The 16948-nt window shown below is 63.3% G+C and carries 17 protein-coding genes; 9 read left to right on the forward strand and 8 right to left on the reverse strand.

The annotated features are described in order from the left end of the window. Positions 1 to 4 precede the first annotated feature (4 nt). The 7 genes from J3485_RS10175 (at position 5) to J3485_RS10205 (ending at position 7991) form a co-directional block, all read left to right on the forward strand. Positions 5 to 1051, forward strand: coding sequence for a glycosyltransferase (locus J3485_RS10175; RefSeq protein ID WP_242538541.1), 1047 nt, complete (start codon positions 5 to 7; stop codon positions 1049 to 1051). Next, positions 1048 to 1995, forward strand: a complete 948-nt coding sequence (locus J3485_RS10180; RefSeq protein ID WP_206952343.1) for a formyltransferase — start codon at positions 1048 to 1050, stop codon at positions 1993 to 1995. Before J3485_RS10175 ends, J3485_RS10180 begins: the two co-directional genes overlap by 4 nt. After that, a complete protein-coding gene (locus tag J3485_RS10185) occupies positions 1992 to 3059 on the forward strand; it encodes a bifunctional UDP-4-keto-pentose/UDP-xylose synthase (RefSeq protein ID WP_206952344.1) in 1068 nt (355 codons plus the stop codon). Before J3485_RS10180 ends, J3485_RS10185 begins: the two co-directional genes overlap by 4 nt. 42 nt (positions 3060 to 3101) lie before the next feature. Continuing rightward, positions 3102 to 3998 (forward strand): polysaccharide deacetylase family protein, encoded by an 897-nt coding sequence (locus J3485_RS10190; RefSeq protein WP_206952345.1) that lies wholly within the window; start codon positions 3102 to 3104, stop codon positions 3996 to 3998. Between the two features lie 85 nt (positions 3999 to 4083). Beyond that, a complete protein-coding gene (locus tag J3485_RS10195; protein WP_206952346.1) occupies positions 4084 to 4545 on the forward strand; it encodes a peroxiredoxin in 462 nt (153 codons plus the stop codon). 332 nt (positions 4546 to 4877) lie between these two features. Then, on the forward strand, positions 4878 to 6683 hold the full coding sequence (locus tag J3485_RS10200) for a PhoH family protein (protein WP_206952347.1): 1806 nt from the start codon (positions 4878 to 4880) through the stop codon (positions 6681 to 6683). Between the two features lie 300 nt (positions 6684 to 6983). After that, on the forward strand, positions 6984 to 7991 hold the full coding sequence (locus tag J3485_RS10205) for a C40 family peptidase (protein ID WP_206952348.1): 1008 nt from the start codon (positions 6984 to 6986) through the stop codon (positions 7989 to 7991). A gap of 41 nt (positions 7992 to 8032) precedes the next feature. Here J3485_RS10205 and J3485_RS10210 read toward each other — a convergent pair whose 3' ends face one another. The 8 genes from J3485_RS10210 to J3485_RS10245 all read right to left on the reverse strand — a co-directional run bounded on the left by J3485_RS10210 (position 8033) and on the right by J3485_RS10245 (position 14012). Next, positions 8033 to 9043 (reverse strand): inorganic phosphate transporter, encoded by a 1011-nt coding sequence (locus J3485_RS10210; RefSeq protein WP_206952349.1) that lies wholly within the window; start codon positions 9041 to 9043, stop codon positions 8033 to 8035. Between the two features lie 18 nt (positions 9044 to 9061). Next, on the reverse strand, positions 9062 to 9688 hold the full coding sequence (locus J3485_RS10215; protein WP_206952350.1) for a DUF47 domain-containing protein: 627 nt from the start codon (positions 9686 to 9688) through the stop codon (positions 9062 to 9064). A 232-nt stretch (positions 9689 to 9920) separates the two neighbouring features. Continuing rightward, positions 9921 to 11309 carry a replicative DNA helicase gene (locus J3485_RS10220; RefSeq protein ID WP_206952351.1) on the reverse strand — a complete coding sequence of 463 codons (1389 nt, stop codon included), beginning with the start codon at positions 11307 to 11309 and terminating at the stop codon, positions 9921 to 9923. Positions 11310 to 11465: 156 nt separating this feature from the next. Next, complete coding sequence (rplI, locus tag J3485_RS10225) at positions 11466 to 11918, reverse strand: 50S ribosomal protein L9 (protein WP_206952352.1); 453 nt, start codon at positions 11916 to 11918, stop codon at positions 11466 to 11468. A gap of 27 nt (positions 11919 to 11945) precedes the next feature. Continuing rightward, entirely contained in the window at positions 11946 to 12221 is a 276-nt protein-coding gene (gene rpsR, locus J3485_RS10230) for a 30S ribosomal protein S18 (RefSeq protein WP_206952353.1), read from the reverse strand. Positions 12222 to 12223: 2 nt separating this feature from the next. Further along, a complete protein-coding gene (gene priB, locus J3485_RS10235; protein WP_206952354.1) occupies positions 12224 to 12523 on the reverse strand; it encodes a primosomal replication protein N in 300 nt (99 codons plus the stop codon). Positions 12524 to 12574: 51 nt separating this feature from the next. Then, positions 12575 to 12952 (reverse strand): 30S ribosomal protein S6, encoded by a 378-nt coding sequence (rpsF, locus tag J3485_RS10240; RefSeq protein WP_206952355.1) that lies wholly within the window; start codon positions 12950 to 12952, stop codon positions 12575 to 12577. Positions 12953 to 13079: 127 nt separating this feature from the next. Then, complete coding sequence (locus tag J3485_RS10245) at positions 13080 to 14012, reverse strand: LysR family transcriptional regulator (RefSeq protein WP_206952356.1); 933 nt, start codon at positions 14010 to 14012, stop codon at positions 13080 to 13082. A 250-nt stretch (positions 14013 to 14262) separates the two neighbouring features. Between J3485_RS10245 and gcl the strand changes: the two genes are divergently transcribed. Together gcl and hyi are read left to right on the forward strand one after the other, a co-directional pair. Continuing rightward, entirely contained in the window at positions 14263 to 16038 is a 1776-nt protein-coding gene (gcl, locus tag J3485_RS10250) for a glyoxylate carboligase (protein ID WP_206952357.1), read from the forward strand. Between the two features lie 102 nt (positions 16039 to 16140). After that, entirely contained in the window at positions 16141 to 16935 is a 795-nt protein-coding gene (gene hyi, locus J3485_RS10255) for a hydroxypyruvate isomerase (protein ID WP_206952358.1), read from the forward strand. Positions 16936 to 16948 lie beyond the last annotated feature (13 nt).

The raw sequence follows: 16948 nt of genomic DNA on the forward strand, positions 1-16948 counted from the left end.
GGATATGAGTTACACGGAACACCGATCGGCGCTGCCGGAAGTCTCCATCATCATCCCCGTCTACAACGAAGAGGCGGGGCTGCACGCGCTATTTGCGCGCCTCTATCCGGCGCTCGACGAGATGGGCGGCACCTACGAAGTCATCTTCATCAACGACGGCAGCCGCGACAAATCGGCCGCGCTGCTCGCCGAGCAGTTCCGCGCGCGCCCCGACACGACGCGCGTGGTGCTGCTCAACGGCAACTACGGGCAGCACATGGCGATCCTCGCCGGCTTCGAAGCCGTGCGCGGCGAGATCGTCATCACGCTCGACGCCGATCTGCAAAATCCGCCCGAGGAGATCGGCAAGCTCGTCGCGAAGATGCGCGAAGGCTACGACTACGTCGGCTCGATCCGTATGCAGCGGCAGGACACGCTCTGGCGCCGCAAGGCCTCGCGCGCGATGAATCGTCTGCGCGAGCGCATCACGCACATCAAGATGACCGACCAAGGCTGCATGCTGCGTGCATACAGCCGTCAAATCATCGACACGATCAACCGTTGCGGCGAAGTCAATACGTTCATCCCGGCCCTCGCCTACACGTTCGCGCAAAAGCCGATCGAAGTCGAGGTCGCGCACGAGGAACGGTTCGCAGGGGAGTCGAAGTACTCGCTCTACAGCCTCATCCGCCTGAATTTCGACCTCGTGACGGGCTTCTCCGTCGTGCCGCTGCAATGGCTTTCGTTCATCGGCGTGATCTTGTCGATGGGCTCGGCGGGCTTGTTCCTGCTGCTCGTGGTGCGCCGCTTCGTGATCGGCGCCGAAGTGCAAGGCGTGTTCACGCTGTTCGCCATCACGTTTTTCATGCTCGGCGTGATCATCTTCGCGCTCGGACTGCTCGGCGAATATATCGGCCGCATCTATCAACAAGTGCGCGCACGGCCTCGCTACCTCGTGCAAACGGTGCTCGAAGCACGACCGGGCGACGTGCCGCCGGCTGCCACAGCCCCGGCCGTCGCCGGCGGCGTCGACGCCATGCGGCACGCCCATCCCGAGGAGCGCAACCGATGAAGCCGCGCGCCGTCGTCTTCGCTTACCACAACGTCGGCGTCCGCTGCCTGCGGGTGCTGCTCGCGCGCGGCGTCGACGTCGCGCTCGTCGTCACGCACGAGGACAACCCGGCCGAGCGCATCTGGTTCGGCAGCGTCGCGCAAGTCGCGGCCGAGCATGGTATCGAGACGATCACGCCCGCCGATCCGATGAGCACCTCGCTGCGCGACGCCGTCGCGCGTGCCCAGCCCGATTTCGTCTTCTCGTTCTACTACCGGCACATGCTGCCGGCCGGCTTGCTCGCGCTCGCGCCGCGCGGCGCCTACAACATGCACGGCTCGCTGCTGCCCAAGTATCGGGGGCGCGTACCGACGAATTGGGCCGTTCTCAATGGCGAGACCGAGACGGGCGCGACGCTGCATGAAATGGCGGCCAAGCCCGACGCCGGTGCGATCGTCGCGCAAACGAGCGTACCGATCCTGCCCGACGACACGGCCCAGGACGTATTCGACAAAGTGACGGTGGCCGCCGAGCAGTCGCTCTGGCGCGTGCTGCCCGCGCTGCTGGCCGGCGAGGCACCGCATTTGCCGAACGACCTCGCGCGGGGTAGTTATTTCGGTGGACGCAAGCCCGAAGACGGCCGCATCGACTGGTCCAAGCCGGCGCAACAGGTGTACAACCTCGTGCGTGCCGTCGCCCCGCCATACCCGGGCGCATTCACCGAGGTGGGCGGCGAGCGCTTCGTCATCGCGTGCGCGCGCCCGGCGAGCCTCGAAGCCGTAGGCCGCGCCGGCCTGGCCAATTTGCCCCTCGGTCTGCACGTGAGCGATAATGCGTGCTTTGGCGTGTGCGGCGATGGCCGCGCCATCCTCATTTCCGAACTGCGGCATCAGCGCGACGGGCAAGAAACCGTCGTCACCCCTGCGCAGTTCGTCCAGCTCACTCACCGTTCCAGTCATCCATGAAAACCGAAGGTTCCGCTAAAAAAGTCCTCATTCTCGGCGTCAATGGCTTCATCGGCCATCATCTGTCCAAGCGCATCCTCGAGACGACCGACTGGGAAGTGTTCGGCATGGACATGCAAACGGACCGGCTCGGCGATCTGACGCAGCACGAGCGGATGCACTTCTTCGAAGGCGACATCACGATCAACAAGGAGTGGGTCGAATATCACGTGAAGAAGTGCGACGTGATCCTGCCGCTCGTGGCAATCGCCACGCCCGCCACGTACGTGCAACAGCCGCTGCGCGTATTCGAGCTCGACTTCGAAGCGAACCTGCCGATCGTGCGTTCGGCCGTGAAGTACCGCAAGCATCTCGTGTTTCCGTCGACGTCCGAGGTCTACGGCATGTGCGCCGACGAAGCGTTCGATCCGGAAGCCTCGGCGCTCACTTACGGCCCGATCAACAAGCCGCGCTGGATCTACGCCTGCTCGAAGCAACTCATGGATCGCGTGATCTGGGGCTACGGCATGCAGGAAGGCCTGAATTTCACGCTGTTCCGCCCGTTCAACTGGATCGGGCCGGGCCTCGATTCGATTTACACGCCCAAGGAAGGCAGCTCGCGCGTGGTCACGCAGTTCCTCGGCCACATCGTGCGCGGCGAGAACATCAGTCTCGTGGACGGCGGCTCGCAAAAGCGCGCGTTCACGGATATCGACGACGGCATCAGCGCGTTGATGAAGATCATCGACAATGCGAACGGCATCGCCTCGGGCAAGATCTACAACATCGGCAATCCGACGAACAACTTCTCGGTGCGCGAGCTCGCGCACAAGATGCTCGCGCTGGCGGCCGAGTACCCCGAATACGCCGAGTCGGCCAAGGCCGTTCAGCTCGTCGAAACGTCGTCGGGCGCCTATTACGGCAAGGGCTATCAAGACGTCCAAAACCGCGTGCCGAAGATCGATAACACGATGGCCGAACTCGACTGGGCGCCGCTGGCGACGTTCGACGACGCGCTGCGCAAAATCTTCGAAGCGTACCGCGGCCACGTTGCCGACGCCCGCGCACTCGTCGAGCAACAATAACCGCGGCTTCGCCGCGCAGCCGTCACGCCCCGAGGTTTTTCTTTGCCCCGTATCGTTCTAAAAATCGACGTCGACACGCTGCGCGGTACGCGCGAGGGCGTGCCCAATCTCGCGCGCATGCTCGACCGCTTCAAAGCGCGCGCGACCTTCCTGTTCAGTCTTGGCCCGGACCATACGGGCTGGGCGCTGCGGCGTGTCTTGCGGCCCGGATTCTTGAAGAAGGTGTCGCGCACCTCGGTGGTCGAACACTACGGCATCAAGCAACTGATGTACGGTGTGCTGCTGCCAGGCCCCGACATCGGCCGGCGCGGCGCCGCCGAGATGCGTGCGATCCACGAAGCCGGCTTCGAGTGCGGCATCCACACGTGGGATCACGTCTATTGGCAAGACAACGTGCGTGCGCGCAGTCGTGATTGGACCACCGGCGAGATGCAGAAAAGCTTTGCCCGTTTCGTCGAAATTTTCGGTGCGCCCCCTGCCACGCACGGCTCGGCCGGATGGCAAATGAACGAGCATGCCTTCGAACAAATCGACGCTTGGGGCATGAGCTACGCTTCGGATGGCCGCGGACACTCGCCGTACCGGCCCGTTGTCCAAGGCAAAACGCTCGCGCACGTACAGTTGCCGACCACGCTGCCGACGCTCGACGAACTCCTCGGCGTGGACGGCTGCGACGAAACGAACGTCGCCGAACGCCTGCTCGCCGCCACGGAACGCAGCCCGCGGGATCAAGTCTTCACGCTGCACGCCGAACTCGAAGGCCAGAAGCTCGCGCCCCTCTTCGAGCGTCTGCTCGCGGGCTGGCACGCGCAAGGTCACACGTTTGCGACGATGGGCGATTACCATGCCGCGCTGGACCGCGATCTGCTGCCATCGTACCCTGTCACATGGGGTGCGATTCCCGGCCGCTCGGGCGAGCTGATCGTCCAGCCGGACTGACCGCCCCGCCGCTCGGGCGCTCTGGCGGCTTCGCCGCCCGCGTCGGCCCACTCGACCACTTGCGCGATAAAAACAGGAGAACCACGTGCCCATTGCAGTCGACCAACCCGTCCCCGATTTTTCAGCCCCTGCGACGGGCGGCGAGATCACGCTGTCCGGCCTGCGCGGGAAAAAGGTGGTGCTGTACTTCTATCCGAAGGACAACACGCCGGGTTGCACCACCGAGGGCTTGCAATTTCGCGACCTGTACCCGAAATTCAAGAAGGCGGGCGCCGAAATCGTCGGCGTCTCGCGCGACAGTCTGCGGTCGCACGAAAACTTCAGGGCGAAACTCGAATTGCCGTTTCCGTTGATTTCGGACGCCGACGAGGTGCTCTGCTCGCTGTTCGACGTCATCAAGATGAAAAAGATGTATGGCAAGGAAGTACGCGGCATCGAACGTTCGACGTTCCTGATCGATGCGAACGGCGTCTTGCGGCGCGAATGGCGCGGGGTAAAAGTACCGGGCCATGTGGACGACACGCTCGAGGCTGTACAAGGACTTTGACGCGCGTTATATTGCGTTGCAATGAGTTCCCGTTCACTTCGTTTTGTTCGCTCGAGCGCCGGTTTCGTCGATCCGGTCGACGTTTCATCCGTCAGGCGCTGCGCGATGCTCGAAATCGAGCCGCTTGCTCCATCGCAACAGGAGCGGCGGCTTTTTTGTTTTTCGGCGGCCAGGCATTGCCCCGCCGCCGGCTTTTTAGCGAAGGAGCTGATCGAAATCTAGGCGAACCGGCGAACCGAAACCTGAAACGCGCAGCTTGAAGGCTCGCCCTGCGAACGAGGACCGAGCGTTCGGCCGCGCATGAGATGCGACCCGATTCTTTGAGGGAAACCATGCCTTTGCCTACCCCGCCCAGCAAGCTCGGCAGCCTACTGCCGCCCGATGAATTCAAGGCCAAAGCCAGGCCGGCGCGAAGCGCAAAAAAACAGGGAACGACTGGGGAGCAAGCAGAGGCGGCCGAGTATGGCGCAACCGCGCACGTCGCCGCCCCGATGGGCTCCGCCGCCAACGCGGAAGCGACACTGCGTCCGCTGCCGTCTTCGCCCGCCGTCGCCGAGCAGGCTGCCGCTACACGCGGTCGCAAGCCAAAGCAAACTGCCGCCCTGCTGCAGAGCCCGCCGCCTGCCGTCGCCCCCGTGCAGGCCCGCAAGGACACGCCCGCCGCCGCCAAGCAGCCGTCGGAAGCACCCGTTGCGCGTGGCGTCGTCAATCCACGCTCGCGTAAGACAGCCTCTGCGGAAACCGAGTTGCACAAGCTGTTCGTGCTCGATACGAACGTGCTGATGCACGATCCGACCTGCCTTTTCCGCTTCGAGGAACACGACGTCTATCTGCCGATGATGACGCTCGAGGAACTCGACAATCACAAGAAGGGCATGTCCGAAGTCGCGCGCAACGCACGTCAAGTGAGCCGCACGCTCGATTCGCTCGTGGCCAATGCCGGCCCGATCGGCGAGGGGCTGCCGCTCTCTCGGCTGGGCAGCCGCGAGGCGCTGGGGCGGCTGTATTTCCAGACCAAGCTCGCCGACATCGAACCCGTCGAAGGGCTGCCGCAAGGCAAAGCCGACAACCAGATCCTTGGCGTCGTCCGTGCGCTGCAGCGCGATCGCGAGGACCGCCAGGTCGTGCTGGTGTCGAAAGACATCAACATGCGGATCAAGGCCCACGCGCTGGGCCTGCCGGCCGAGGATTACTTCAATGACCAAGTGCTCGAGGACAAGGACCTGCTGTTCTCGGGCGTACGCGCCCTGCCCGCCGATTTCTGGACGAAGCATGCGAAAGGCATGGAGAGCTGGCAGGACAACAAGACGGGCACCACCTATTACCGCGTGACGGGGCCACTGTGCCCATCGTTGCTCGTCAACGAGTTCCTCTATCTCGAGCCGCAAACGGGGGAGCCGCCGTTCCAGGCGATCGTGCGCGAATTGAACGGCAAGACGGCCGTGCTGCAAACGCTGCGCGACTATAGCCATAACAAGAACAATGTCTGGGGCATCACGGCGAGAAATCGCGAGCAGAACTTCGCACTGAACCTGCTCATGAACCCCGACATCGACTTCGTGACGCTGCTGGGCCAAGCCGGCACGGGCAAGACGCTCGTCGCGCTGGCGGCCGGTCTCGCGCAAGTGCTCGACGAAAAGCGCTACAACGAGATCATCGTCACGCGGGCGACCGTCCCCGTCGGCGAGGACATCGGCTTTTTGCCCGGCACCGAGGAAGAGAAGATGCAGCCGTGGATGGGCGCATTCGATGACAACCTCGAAGTGCTGCAAAGGACCGACGACAGCGCCGGCGAATGGGGCCGCGCGGCCACGCAGGAATTGATTCGCTCGCGCTTGAAGGTCAAGAGCATGAACTTCATGCGCGGGCGTACCTTCGTCGACAAGTACCTCATCATCGATGAAGCACAAAACCTGACGCCCAAGCAGATGAAGACGCTCGTCACGCGGGCGGGCCCGGGCACGAAGATCGTCTGCCTCGGCAACATCGCGCAGATCGACACGCCGTACCTGACCGAAGGCAGCTCGGGGCTCACCTACGTCGTCGATCGCTTCAAGGGGTGGGCGCACAGTGGGCACGTCACGCTTGCGCGCGGCGAACGTTCGCGGCTCGCAGATTACGCGTCCGAGATCCTCTGAGCGCTCGCCGGGGCGGCGCGGCTGCCCTGGTTTTCAACGCGCTTTGAATGCTCGATACTTCAGCGCCCGGCTTGCCGGGCGTTTATTTTGGGACCGCAACATCGCTTCCGAGGTGTTCTGACCGTATCGGCGCGGCAACGCTTGCGCCCGCAACTTCAAGTAATTTATGAGGAATCCTTGCGGAAGGCCCGCCGGCAGGGCTACTATCGCCCGCAACGGCGCATGCGAGCATGACTGATACCGCTCGCCGCCTAACGGCGCGCTCTGCGCCACGCGCCCCATGCGTTCGGTTTCAATCCCATGCTGCGACTTTGGCTTGTCGTTCTCGTCGTGCTGTCGTTGGCTGCGTGCTCGAGCGCGCCGCCTCGGGCTATGCGCTCGGGCGGCGTGTCGAACTCCGGGGAAAACGCATTCCGGACGATGCCGCCCGGCGCCCCGCGATTCGTCGATCACAGCATCGGCCGCGAAGAGATCTCGATCGAGGCGATGAGCCTCATCGGCATTCCCTATCGCTGGGGCGGCAATACCCCAGAGAGCGGGTTCGATTGCAGCGGCCTCGTGAAATACGTCGTCGCGCGCGCAGCCGATATCGACCTTCCGCGAACGACGGCCGAGATGAGCCGCCGAGGCGAATCGATCGAGCCCGACGAGATCGCGCCAGGCGATCTCATTTTCTTCAACACGGAAGGCAGGCCGCATTCGCATGTCGGCATCTATGTCGGGAAGCTGCGCTTCGTGAATGCGCCGTCGACCGGGGGTACCGTGCGGCTGGACTATCTGACGAACCCGTACTGGGCGAGACACTTCGACGGCATTCGGCGTGTGGCGCCGCCGCTCGAACGCCCATCTCCGTTCGATGCACCGACTGAACTGGCGGCGCAGCCCCCGCCGGCGATACCCCAAACGCCCGCCGAACCGCCGATGCAAGCGACAGTCGCGGCTGCTCGCGCGCCGATTTCATCGACGCCGCCGCTAGCGAACAGTTCTAACTCGACACCCGATCAAACCGCCGCATCGCCGATGCCAAACCAGTCAGCCGCACCGGTCGCCTCGACGGCGCCTGGTGCCGCGACGGGCGCCGAGGATCCAATCGATGCGGCAGCCGACGCGTTCGAGCCGCCCCCGCCCGCCGCCGCGCAGGCCGCACAACAGGCTCTGCAAGCCGGTGCACCGCGGGTTCAGATTCAGCCGATGCCGACGGAATCGCACCTCCAAATCATGCGCGCTTCGACGATACCGAGCGTTCAACGCGCACCGAGTTCCACCACGGACGATCCGATCGCGCGATTCGCCAACGGCGCGCAATGACCTAGGGCGGGTTCACTCGGATACCCGGCCCTAGGCACCACTCAAAGAAACCGATGCGCGAGCCACCAGGCGGCCGCCGAGAGCAGCGCCGAGGCCGGAATCGTCAATATCCACGCCCACACGATGCTGCCGGCCACGCCCCAGCGCACGGCCGACAGCTTGCGCGTCGCACCCACGCCGACGATCGCACCCGTGATCGTGTGGGTTGTCGAGACGGGCACGCCCAACGACGATGCCACGAACAGCGTAATGGCGCCGCCCGCCTCGGCGCAAAAGCCACCGACAGGCTTGAGCTTCGTGATCTTTTGCCCCATCGTGCGCACGATGCGCCAGCCGCCGAAGAGCGTACCGAACCCCATCGACAGATAGCAGGCGCCGATGACCCAGACCGGCGGCGCGGAAGCCGTAGCCGAGGCAAAACCGGTGGCGATCAGCAGCATCCAGATGATGCCGATGGTTTTCTGCGCATCGTTGCCGCCGTGCCCGAGGCTATACAAGCCGGCCGAAATGAGCTGCAGACGCCGGAAACGGCGATCGACCTTGCTTGGCGGCGTTCGAAAGTAGATCCACGACACGGCCGTCATGAAGAACGACCCCAGCACGAAGCCGAGCAGCGGCGAGATGAAGATGAACGCGACCGTCTTCATGATGCCGTCGATGTTCAACGCCCACCAGCCCGACTTCGCGAGCGCCGCACCGACGAGCCCGCCGATTAGCGCATGCGAGGAACTGGCCGGAATGCCGAAGCGCCAGGTCAGGATGTTCCAGACGATCGCACCGGCCAGCGCGCCGAAGATGACGTAATGGTCGACGATCTTCGGGTCGATCGTGCCCTTGCCGACCATCTGCGCGACCTTCAGGTGAAAGATGAAATAGGCGATGACATTGCAGGCGGCCGCAAACGCGACGGCCTGCTGCGGCTTGAGGACACCCGTCGAGACGACGGTCGCGATCGAGTTCGCGGCGTCGTGAAAGCCGTTCATGAAATCGAAGAGGAGTGCGACGGCGATCAGCGTCACGAGCACCCAAATGGCGACTTGGATCGATTGCATCGGTTCGGTCCGGCCGCCTTAAGCGTTTTCCAACACGATGCCTTCGATGATGTTCGCGACATCCTCGCACTTGTCCGTGATCGATTCGAGCAGCTCGTAGACGGCTTTGAGCTTGATCAGCGTCTTGACGTCGTCCTCTTCGCGGAACAGCTTCGACATGGCGGCGCGCAGCACGCGATCGGCTTCCGATTCCAGGCGGTCGATGTCTTCGCAAGCCGCCAGGATCTGGCGCGCTTGGCTCATGTCCGACAGCATGTTGACGGCCCTTTGCACATGTTTGGCCGTCTGCGTGCAAATGTGCGCGAGCTGGCTCGCTTCCGATGTCATCGCCTGCACGTCGTAGAGCGAGACGGCCGTCGCGACGTCCTCCATCAGATCGAGGATGTCGTCCATCGTCGTGATCAGCTTGTGGATCTCGTCGCGATCGAGCGGCGTGATGAACGTCTTGTGCAGCAGATCGATCGTTTCGTGCGTCAGCTTATCCGCGGCTTTCTCGTTGGCCTGCACACGCTGCTTGTGCACTTCGGCATCGCTGAGGTTGTCGACGAGGCGTTCAAGCTCCTCACTCGCGGAGACGATGCACTTTGCGTGCTCGTTGAACATTTCAAAGAACTTGCCCTCGGTGGGCATGAAGCGACCGAACATTGAGATCCCGATAGGTGGTCATATTGGGCGCCCCAACGCCAACGCGGCGATGACCGCCGGGCCGAGAAAGAACCCGCTGCGCGTGGGTTCAAAGAATGAACCCGCGCGCAGCGGCTCTTTGGGGCTGACATAAAACTGCAACATTGTACCGGGTCATGCGATCGGGCCCAACGCCCGGTTGTACCCGCGAACAAGAATGCAACAGGGATGCGGCGACGATCGCGCGGCTGGCCTACTCGCCGCCGTGGAACGACTGCGGCCCGGCGAAGTTGTCGAACTTCGTGTATTGCCCCATGAACGTGAGCCGAACGGGACCGATCGGACCATTACGCTGCTTGCCGATGATGATCTCCGCCGTGCCTTTGTCAGGGCTGTCGGGGTTGTACACTTCGTCGCGGTAAATGAAGAGAATGACGTCCGCGTCCTGTTCGATAGCACCCGACTCGCGCAGATCGGACATCACGGGCCGCTTGTTCGGCCGCTGTTCGAGGCCGCGATTGAGCTGCGACAGCGCGATGACCGGCACGTCGAGCTCCTTCGCGAGGCCCTTGAGCGATCGAGAAATTTCCGAAATTTCCGTAGCACGGTTTTCGCCCTGCGACGAGCCCGACATCAGTTGCAGGTAATCGACGATGATGAGCCCAAGCTTGCCGCATTGACGCGCCAAGCGTCGCGCCCGCGAGCGCAGCTCCATGGGGTTCAGGCCGCCCGTCTCGTCGATGAACAACTGCGCTTCGCTCATTTTCTGCACGGCATGCGTGAGCTTGGGCCAATCTTCGTCGGTCAGGCGCCCCGTGCGCATGCGATGCTGATCGAGCCGGCCGACGGAGCCGAGCATCCGCATGACGAGCTGCGTACCCGGCATTTCCATCGAAAACACGGCGACCGGCAGCCCGTACTCCACGGCGACGTATTCGCCGATGTTCATGGAAAGGGCCGTTTTGCCCATCGACGGCCGTCCGGCGACGATGATCAACTCGCCCCCGTGCATGCCCGAGGTCATCCGATCGAGATCGACGAAGCCCGTCGGCGTGCCCGTCACGTCGCTCGGATTGGCCGTGTGATAGAGCGTGTCGATGCGCTCGACGACCTGCGTCAGCAGCGGGCCGACTTCCAGGAAGCCTTGCGTGCCGCGCGCGCCGTCTTCGGCGATCGAAAATACTTTCGATTCGGCCTCGTCGAGCAGTTGCCGCACCTCCTTGCCCTGCGGGTTGAAGGCATCGGCAGAGATCTCGTCGGCGACCGAAACGAGCCGGCGCAACACGGCGCGGTCACGAACGATCTCGGCATAGCGCCGGATATTCGCGGCGCTCGGCGTGTTTTGCGCGAGCGCGTTCAGATAAGCGAGCCCCCCGACCTCCTCCGCCTTGCCCGACGTGGTCAGCGCTTCGTACACCGTCACGACGTCGGCCGGCCGCGTCGACGCGATGAGCCGCCCGATGTGATCGTAAATAATGCGGTGGTCGTACCGGTAGAAGTCGCCCTGCGACAGGAAATCGGCGATGCGATCCCAGGCGGCGTTATCGAGCAGCAAGCCGCCGAGCACCGATTGCTCGGCCTCGATCGAATGCGGCGGGACTTTCAGCGATTCGAGTTGCGGATCGTTCGACAGTGCGTTCATGGGGAGGCATTATCGCGAAATGGCCGTGCCTTAGCCAGCAGGCAAAACGAGGCCAAAACAAAAAAGGCAGGAACCGGCACCCCGGCTCCTGCCCTCTTCAGTCTGTGAGCCAAACCGGGAACGACGCCCGGTTCGGCCGGTACCGCTTCGCGATACTTACGCGTGCTCGCCGAGCACCGACACCGTCACGTCCACCAGGACGTCGGTGTGCAGCGAAACTTGCACGGGGTGGTCGCCCACCGTCTTCAGCGGCCCTTGCGGCATGCGCACTTGCGCCTTTTCCGCCGCGAAGCCTTGCTTCGTCAGCGCTGCGGCGATGTCGGCGTTCGTGACCGAACCGAACAGGCGGCCGTCGACGCCGGCCTTCTGTGCGATCTGGACCGTGAGGCCCGACATCTTCTCGCCCTGCGCTTGCGCGCTAGCGAGCTTCTCGGCCGCGGTCTTTTCGAGCTCGGCGCGACGCACTTCGAATTCGGCGATCGTTGCCTTCGTTGCACGACGTGCCAGCTTTTGCGGGATCAGGAAGTTACGGGCATAGCCGTCCTTGACCTTGACCACGTCGCCGAGGTTGCCCACGTTGACGACTTTTTCCAAAAGAATGATTTGCATTCGGATTCTCCTTATCGCGTCGCCTGATCAGGCCTTGTGCAGGTCGGTGTACGGCAAGAGCGCGAGGAAACGCGCACGCTTGATCGCCGTATCGAGCTGACGTTGATAGTGCGACTTCGTACCGGTCAGACGAGCCGGCGTGATCTTGCCGTTTTCGCCGATGAAGTCCTTCAGCGTATCGAGATCCTTGTAGTCGATATGATCGACGTTGGCTGCCGTGAAGCGGCAAAACTTCTTGCGCTTGAAAAGCGGGTTTTGTTGCTGACGGCGCTTGTCGAATTTCTTACCAGTCGGGCGGGGCATGTTCAGTCCTTTCCAATGTCCTGCAATTCTGTGATGTGAAACACCAAGGTTCTCGCATTGCGGCTTTTCTTCGCCAGGAAGCCGGTGAAGAGCGTCTCTACGCCCATCTCACACGTTTCGAGCCTCCCGCTCGCGACGCCTGCCGCCAGCGCGGGCATCGTCAATTCGATTTGCCGGGCGATGCCGGCTTCGACGACTTCCCCGCGGTGCCGCAGCGTACAACTCGCGATCGGCACGCCCGCCGGCGTATAGCGCAGCGGCTCGCGCTCGATCACGCTGGCCGTGAGTTGCAGCCTATTCACGTGAGCGGCGAAAAACCGATGGAACCCAGGTGGCTTAAACCGTGAATACCGTTAAGCCTGCGCTTCGGACGGTTGCGACGAGGCAGCCGCCTTCTTGGCTTCTTCGCGCTGCACTTCCTTCATCATCGGCGACGGGGCCGTTTCGGCCTTCTTCATCTTGACGATCAGGTGACGCAGCACGGCGTCGTTGAACTTGAATGCGTGCTCGAGTTCTTCGAGCGTAGCTTGGTCGCATTCGATGTTCATGCAGACGTAGTGAGCCTTCGCGAGTTTCTCGATCATGTAGGCCAGTTGGCGACGGCCCCAGTCTTCGATACGGTGGATGCTGCCACCGTGCGCGGTAATCGTGGATTTGTACCGCTCGATCATGGCGGGCACTTGCTCGCTTTGATCGGGGTGTACGACAAAGACGATTTCGTAATGACGCATACACACTCCTTGTGGATTGAAGCCACCCGGGCGTCGATGGCCGATTCGTTGATCGGACCAACCGGTGTGGCAAGTGAGAAGCCAGAAAGTATAACCCAACGGCCGCCGGGGCGCAATTCGATGCCCCTTAATCCTCCGCCGGCTGATCGGCGTCGACCGCGCCCCAATATGCGGGCCGTGCGTAGACTTCCTTCAGGTAGTCGATGAAATACCTCACTTTGGCCGGCACATAGCGCTGCTGCGGGTAGACGGCCAGGATGTCGTACTCGGGCAGCGCAAACTCGTCGAGGACGGTCTCGAGCTCGCCGCGCGCGAGCTGCTCGGCAATCTCCCACGTCGAGCGCCAGCCGAGTCCGAGCCCTTCGGTAGCCCAGCGGTGCAACAACTCGCCGTCGTTGCAGTCGAGCGAGCCGGCCACGCGCATCGTGACGCGCTTGCCGCCGCGCTGGAAGTACCAGCCGCGGTTCTGGCCGCCTTGCAGATTGAAGGCGAGGCAATTGTGACCGAGCAAATCTTCGAGCGAGCGCGGGCGGCCGTGCCGCGCAAAATAGGCGGGCGTGCCGCAGACGACGCGGCGATTCGTCGCAAGCTTCACGGCGACGAAATTCGGATCCACCGCCCCGCCGATGCGAATCGACAAATCGTAACCCTCGCGGACCAGGTCGACGACGCGATCGGTCAGGTTGAACGACATCTGCAACCCCGGCTTGTCGGTGAGGAATGCCGGCGCGAGGGGCGCGACGTGCTTGCGGCCGAAGGCGGCCGGGGCCGACACGATCAGATGCCCGCTGACGGCGCGCCGCCCCGCGGCCAGCTCGTTCTCCGCCTGGTCCCAATCGGCGAGCAGCCCCTTGCAGCGTTCGAGAAATGCGGCGCCGGCCTCGCTGACGACGAGCCGCCGCGTCGAACGGTACATCAGCTTCACGCCGAGCCGTTTCTCGAGCGCGTCGATCCGACGACCGAGAATGACGGGCGAGACACCCTCCTCCAACGCCGCTGACGCCAAGCTGCCCGCCTCGGCCACACGTACGAATGTTTCGATCTGCTTGAAACGGTCCATCCTCAAGGTCCTTCTGCCGCTTGTCTCTGTCGCCGCTCGTCTCGCCGCGCCTGTCGCGCACGGATCGACCCCATTTCTTCCCTAGCCCACGCGGGCTCCCCGCCTCTGACTGGTTCTGCCTGCATCACATTCAATACTTTTTGTATTGAAATAATGAACCGCCAGCGATCTTATCAAACCTTTCTCGTCGCCCTACAGTGCAACTAACCCGCTTTTTGCACATTGGACGAACTGGAAAAGGAGACACCCCATGCCGAAAATGAGAGCAGTCGACGCCGCAGTGCTCGTGCTTGAGAGGGAGGGCATCGACACGGCGTTCGGGGTGCCCGGCGCCGCCATCAACCCGCTCTACTCCGCGCTGCGCGTTGCGGGCGGAATCAGCCACGTGCTGGCCCGTCACGTCGAAGGCGCTTCGCACATGGCCGAGGGCTACACGCGCGCCGTACCCGGCAATATCGGCGTGTGCATCGGCACATCAGGCCCCGCCGGCACCGATATGATTACCGGACTTTACTCGGCTTGGGCCGACTCGATTCCTATTCTCGCTATCACGGGGCAAGCACCTCGCGCCCGGCTCTACAAGGAAGACTTCCAAGCCGTCGACATCGAGTCGATCGCCAAGCCGGTCACGAAGTGGGCCGTCACCGTGCGTGAACCGGCGCTCGTGCCGCGCGTGTTCCAGCAAGCCTTCCATTTGATGCGCTCGGGCCGGCCCGGCCCCGTGCTGATCGATTTGCCGATCGACGTCCAGATGGCGGAGATCGAGTTCGACATCGACACGTACGAGCCGCTGCCCGTCTACAAGCCGAAGGCAACGCGCAAGCAGATCGAAGCCGCGCTTGAAATGCTCAATGCGGCCGAGCGCCCGCTCATCGTCTCGGGCGGCGGCGTTCTGAACGCCAACGCCGAAGCGCTGCTCGTGCAATTCGCCGAAACGGTCGGTGTGCCTGTCGTGCCGACGCTGATGTCGTGGGGCGCGATCGCCGACGATCACCCGCTGATGGCCGGCATGGTCGGCCTGCAGACGTCGCATCGCTACGGCAACGCGACGATGCTCGAATCGGACTTCGTGCTCGGCATCGGCAACCGCTGGGCCAACCGGCACACGGGCAGCATCGAGGTCTACACGAAGGGACGCAAGTTCGTGCACGTCGACATCGAGCCGACGCAAATCGGCCGTGTGTTCGGGCCCGATCTCGGGATCGTGTCCGACGCGAAGGCGGCGCTCGAACTGTTCGTCGAGGTGGCGAGCGAATGGAAAACGGCCGGCAAGCTCGCAGACCGCTCGGCTTGGGCCGAATCCTGCCGCGCACGCAAGCGCACGATGCAGCGCAAGACGCACTTCGACGAAGTGCCGGTCAAGCCGCAGCGCGTTTATGAAGAGATGAACAAGGTGTTCGGCCGCGATACGTGCTACGTCAGCACGATCGGGCTGTCGCAGATCGCCGCCGCGCAGTTCCTGCATGTCTACAAGGCGCGCAACTGGATCAATTGCGGGCAAGCCGGCCCGCTCGGCTGGACGATTCCGGCCGCGCTCGGCGTGCGCGCCGCCGATCCGAGCCGTCCGATCGTCGCGCTCTCCGGCGACTACGACTTCCAGTTCATGATCGAAGAGCTGGCCGCCGGCGCGCAGTTCAAGCTGCCGTACGTGCACGTCGTCGTCAACAACTCGTACCTCGGGCTGATCCGCCAGGCCCAGCGCGGGTTCGACATGGACTACTGCGTGCAGCTCGCGTTCGACAACGTCAACGCGCCGGAGCTGAACGGCTATGGCGTCGACCACGTAGCCGTGGCCGAGGGCCTCGGCTGTAAAGCGCTGCGTGTGTTCGAACCGAGCGAGATCGCACCCGCCCTGCAAAAGGCGCAAGCGTTGGCCGCCGAGTTCAGCGTGCCCGTCGTGGTCGAAGTGATTCTCGAGCGCGTGACGAACATCGCAATGGGCAACGACATCAACGCCATCAACGAGTTCGAGCCGCTTGCCGATTCGCGCAACGACGCACCGACCGCGATCTCGCTGCTCGACTGACGCGCGCAAGACGTGCTGCTTACGAGACACATCGAACGACCCGACGATCGCCGCTCCCATGGCGATCGTCGGTACCTTGACCGACCGAAGAGCTACAGCAACATGCCGAAATTCGCAGCCAACCTGACCATGCTGTTCAACGAAGTGCCGTTTCTCGAGCGTTTCGAGGCAGCGGCACGCGCGGGCTTCAATGCCGTCGAATTCCTGTTTCCCTACCCGTACACGCCCGCCGAGCTGGCCGAACGGCTCGAGACGAATCGGTTGCGTCTCGTGCTGCACAACCTGCCTGCCGGCAATTGGGAAGCGGGCGAGCGCGGTATCGCGTGCCTGCCCGATCGCATCGCCGAGTTCCGCGATGGTGTCGGCCGCGCGATCGAATATGCGAAAGCGTTGCGCGTACCGCAACTCAACTGCCTCGTCGGCATCCCGAGCGGGGACGTCACGCCCGAACGCGCGCGCTCGACGATCGTCGAGAACCTGCGCTTCGCGGCCGCCGCACTCGAAAAGGAAGGCATCAAGCTGCTCGTCGAGCCGTGCAATTCGTACGACATCCCGGGCTTCGCATTGAATCGATCGAGCGAGGCACTCGAGGTCATTCGCGACGTCGCATCGAGCAATCTCTATCTGCAGTACGACATCTATCACATGCAGCGGATGGAGGGCGAGCTTGCCGCGACGCTGCAAAAGCATTTGCCGCGCATCGCGCACATCCAACTGGCCGATAACCCGGGCCGGCACGAGCCGGGCACCGGCGAAATCAACTACGCCTTCTTGTTCGACTGGCTCGATCGGCTCGGCTACAGCGGCTACATCGGCTGCGAGTACAAGCCGCGCACGACGACGCTCGAAGGCCTCTCGTGGGTCCGCGAGATCGCCGGGCCGCACAGCACGCGCTGACACGGCTATCCGC

Source organism: Trinickia acidisoli (genome assembly GCF_017315725.1).
GTDB lineage: Bacteria > Pseudomonadota > Gammaproteobacteria > Burkholderiales > Burkholderiaceae > Trinickia > Trinickia acidisoli.

Bases quoted from the DNA above. Each gene is read 5' to 3' on its own strand.
- J3485_RS10175 (WP_242538541.1), top strand. From the start codon at position 5: ATGAGTTACACGGAACACCGATCGGCGCTGCCGGAAGTCTCCATCATC.
- J3485_RS10180 (WP_206952343.1), top strand. From the start codon at position 1,048: ATGAAGCCGCGCGCCGTCGTCTTCGCTTACCACAACGTCGGCGTCCGC.
- J3485_RS10185 (WP_206952344.1), top strand. From the start codon at position 1,992: ATGAAAACCGAAGGTTCCGCTAAAAAAGTCCTCATTCTCGGCGTCAAT.
- J3485_RS10200 (WP_206952347.1), top strand. From the start codon at position 4,878: ATGCCTTTGCCTACCCCGCCCAGCAAGCTCGGCAGCCTACTGCCGCCC.
- J3485_RS10205 (WP_206952348.1), top strand. From the start codon at position 6,984: ATGCTGCGACTTTGGCTTGTCGTTCTCGTCGTGCTGTCGTTGGCTGCG.
- J3485_RS10210 (WP_206952349.1), bottom strand. From the start codon at position 9,043: ATGCAATCGATCCAAGTCGCCATTTGGGTGCTCGTGACGCTGATCGCC.
- J3485_RS10215 (WP_206952350.1), bottom strand. From the start codon at position 9,688: ATGTTCGGTCGCTTCATGCCCACCGAGGGCAAGTTCTTTGAAATGTTC.
- J3485_RS10220 (WP_206952351.1), bottom strand. From the start codon at position 11,309: ATGAACGCACTGTCGAACGATCCGCAACTCGAATCGCTGAAAGTCCCG.
- rplI (WP_206952352.1), bottom strand. From the start codon at position 11,918: ATGCAAATCATTCTTTTGGAAAAAGTCGTCAACGTGGGCAACCTCGGC.
- rpsR (WP_206952353.1), bottom strand. From the start codon at position 12,221: ATGCCCCGCCCGACTGGTAAGAAATTCGACAAGCGCCGTCAGCAACAA.
- rpsF (WP_206952355.1), bottom strand. From the start codon at position 12,952: ATGCGTCATTACGAAATCGTCTTTGTCGTACACCCCGATCAAAGCGAG.
- J3485_RS10245 (WP_206952356.1), bottom strand. From the start codon at position 14,012: ATGGACCGTTTCAAGCAGATCGAAACATTCGTACGTGTGGCCGAGGCG.
- gcl (WP_206952357.1), top strand. From the start codon at position 14,263: ATGCCGAAAATGAGAGCAGTCGACGCCGCAGTGCTCGTGCTTGAGAGG.
- hyi (WP_206952358.1), top strand. From the start codon at position 16,141: ATGCCGAAATTCGCAGCCAACCTGACCATGCTGTTCAACGAAGTGCCG.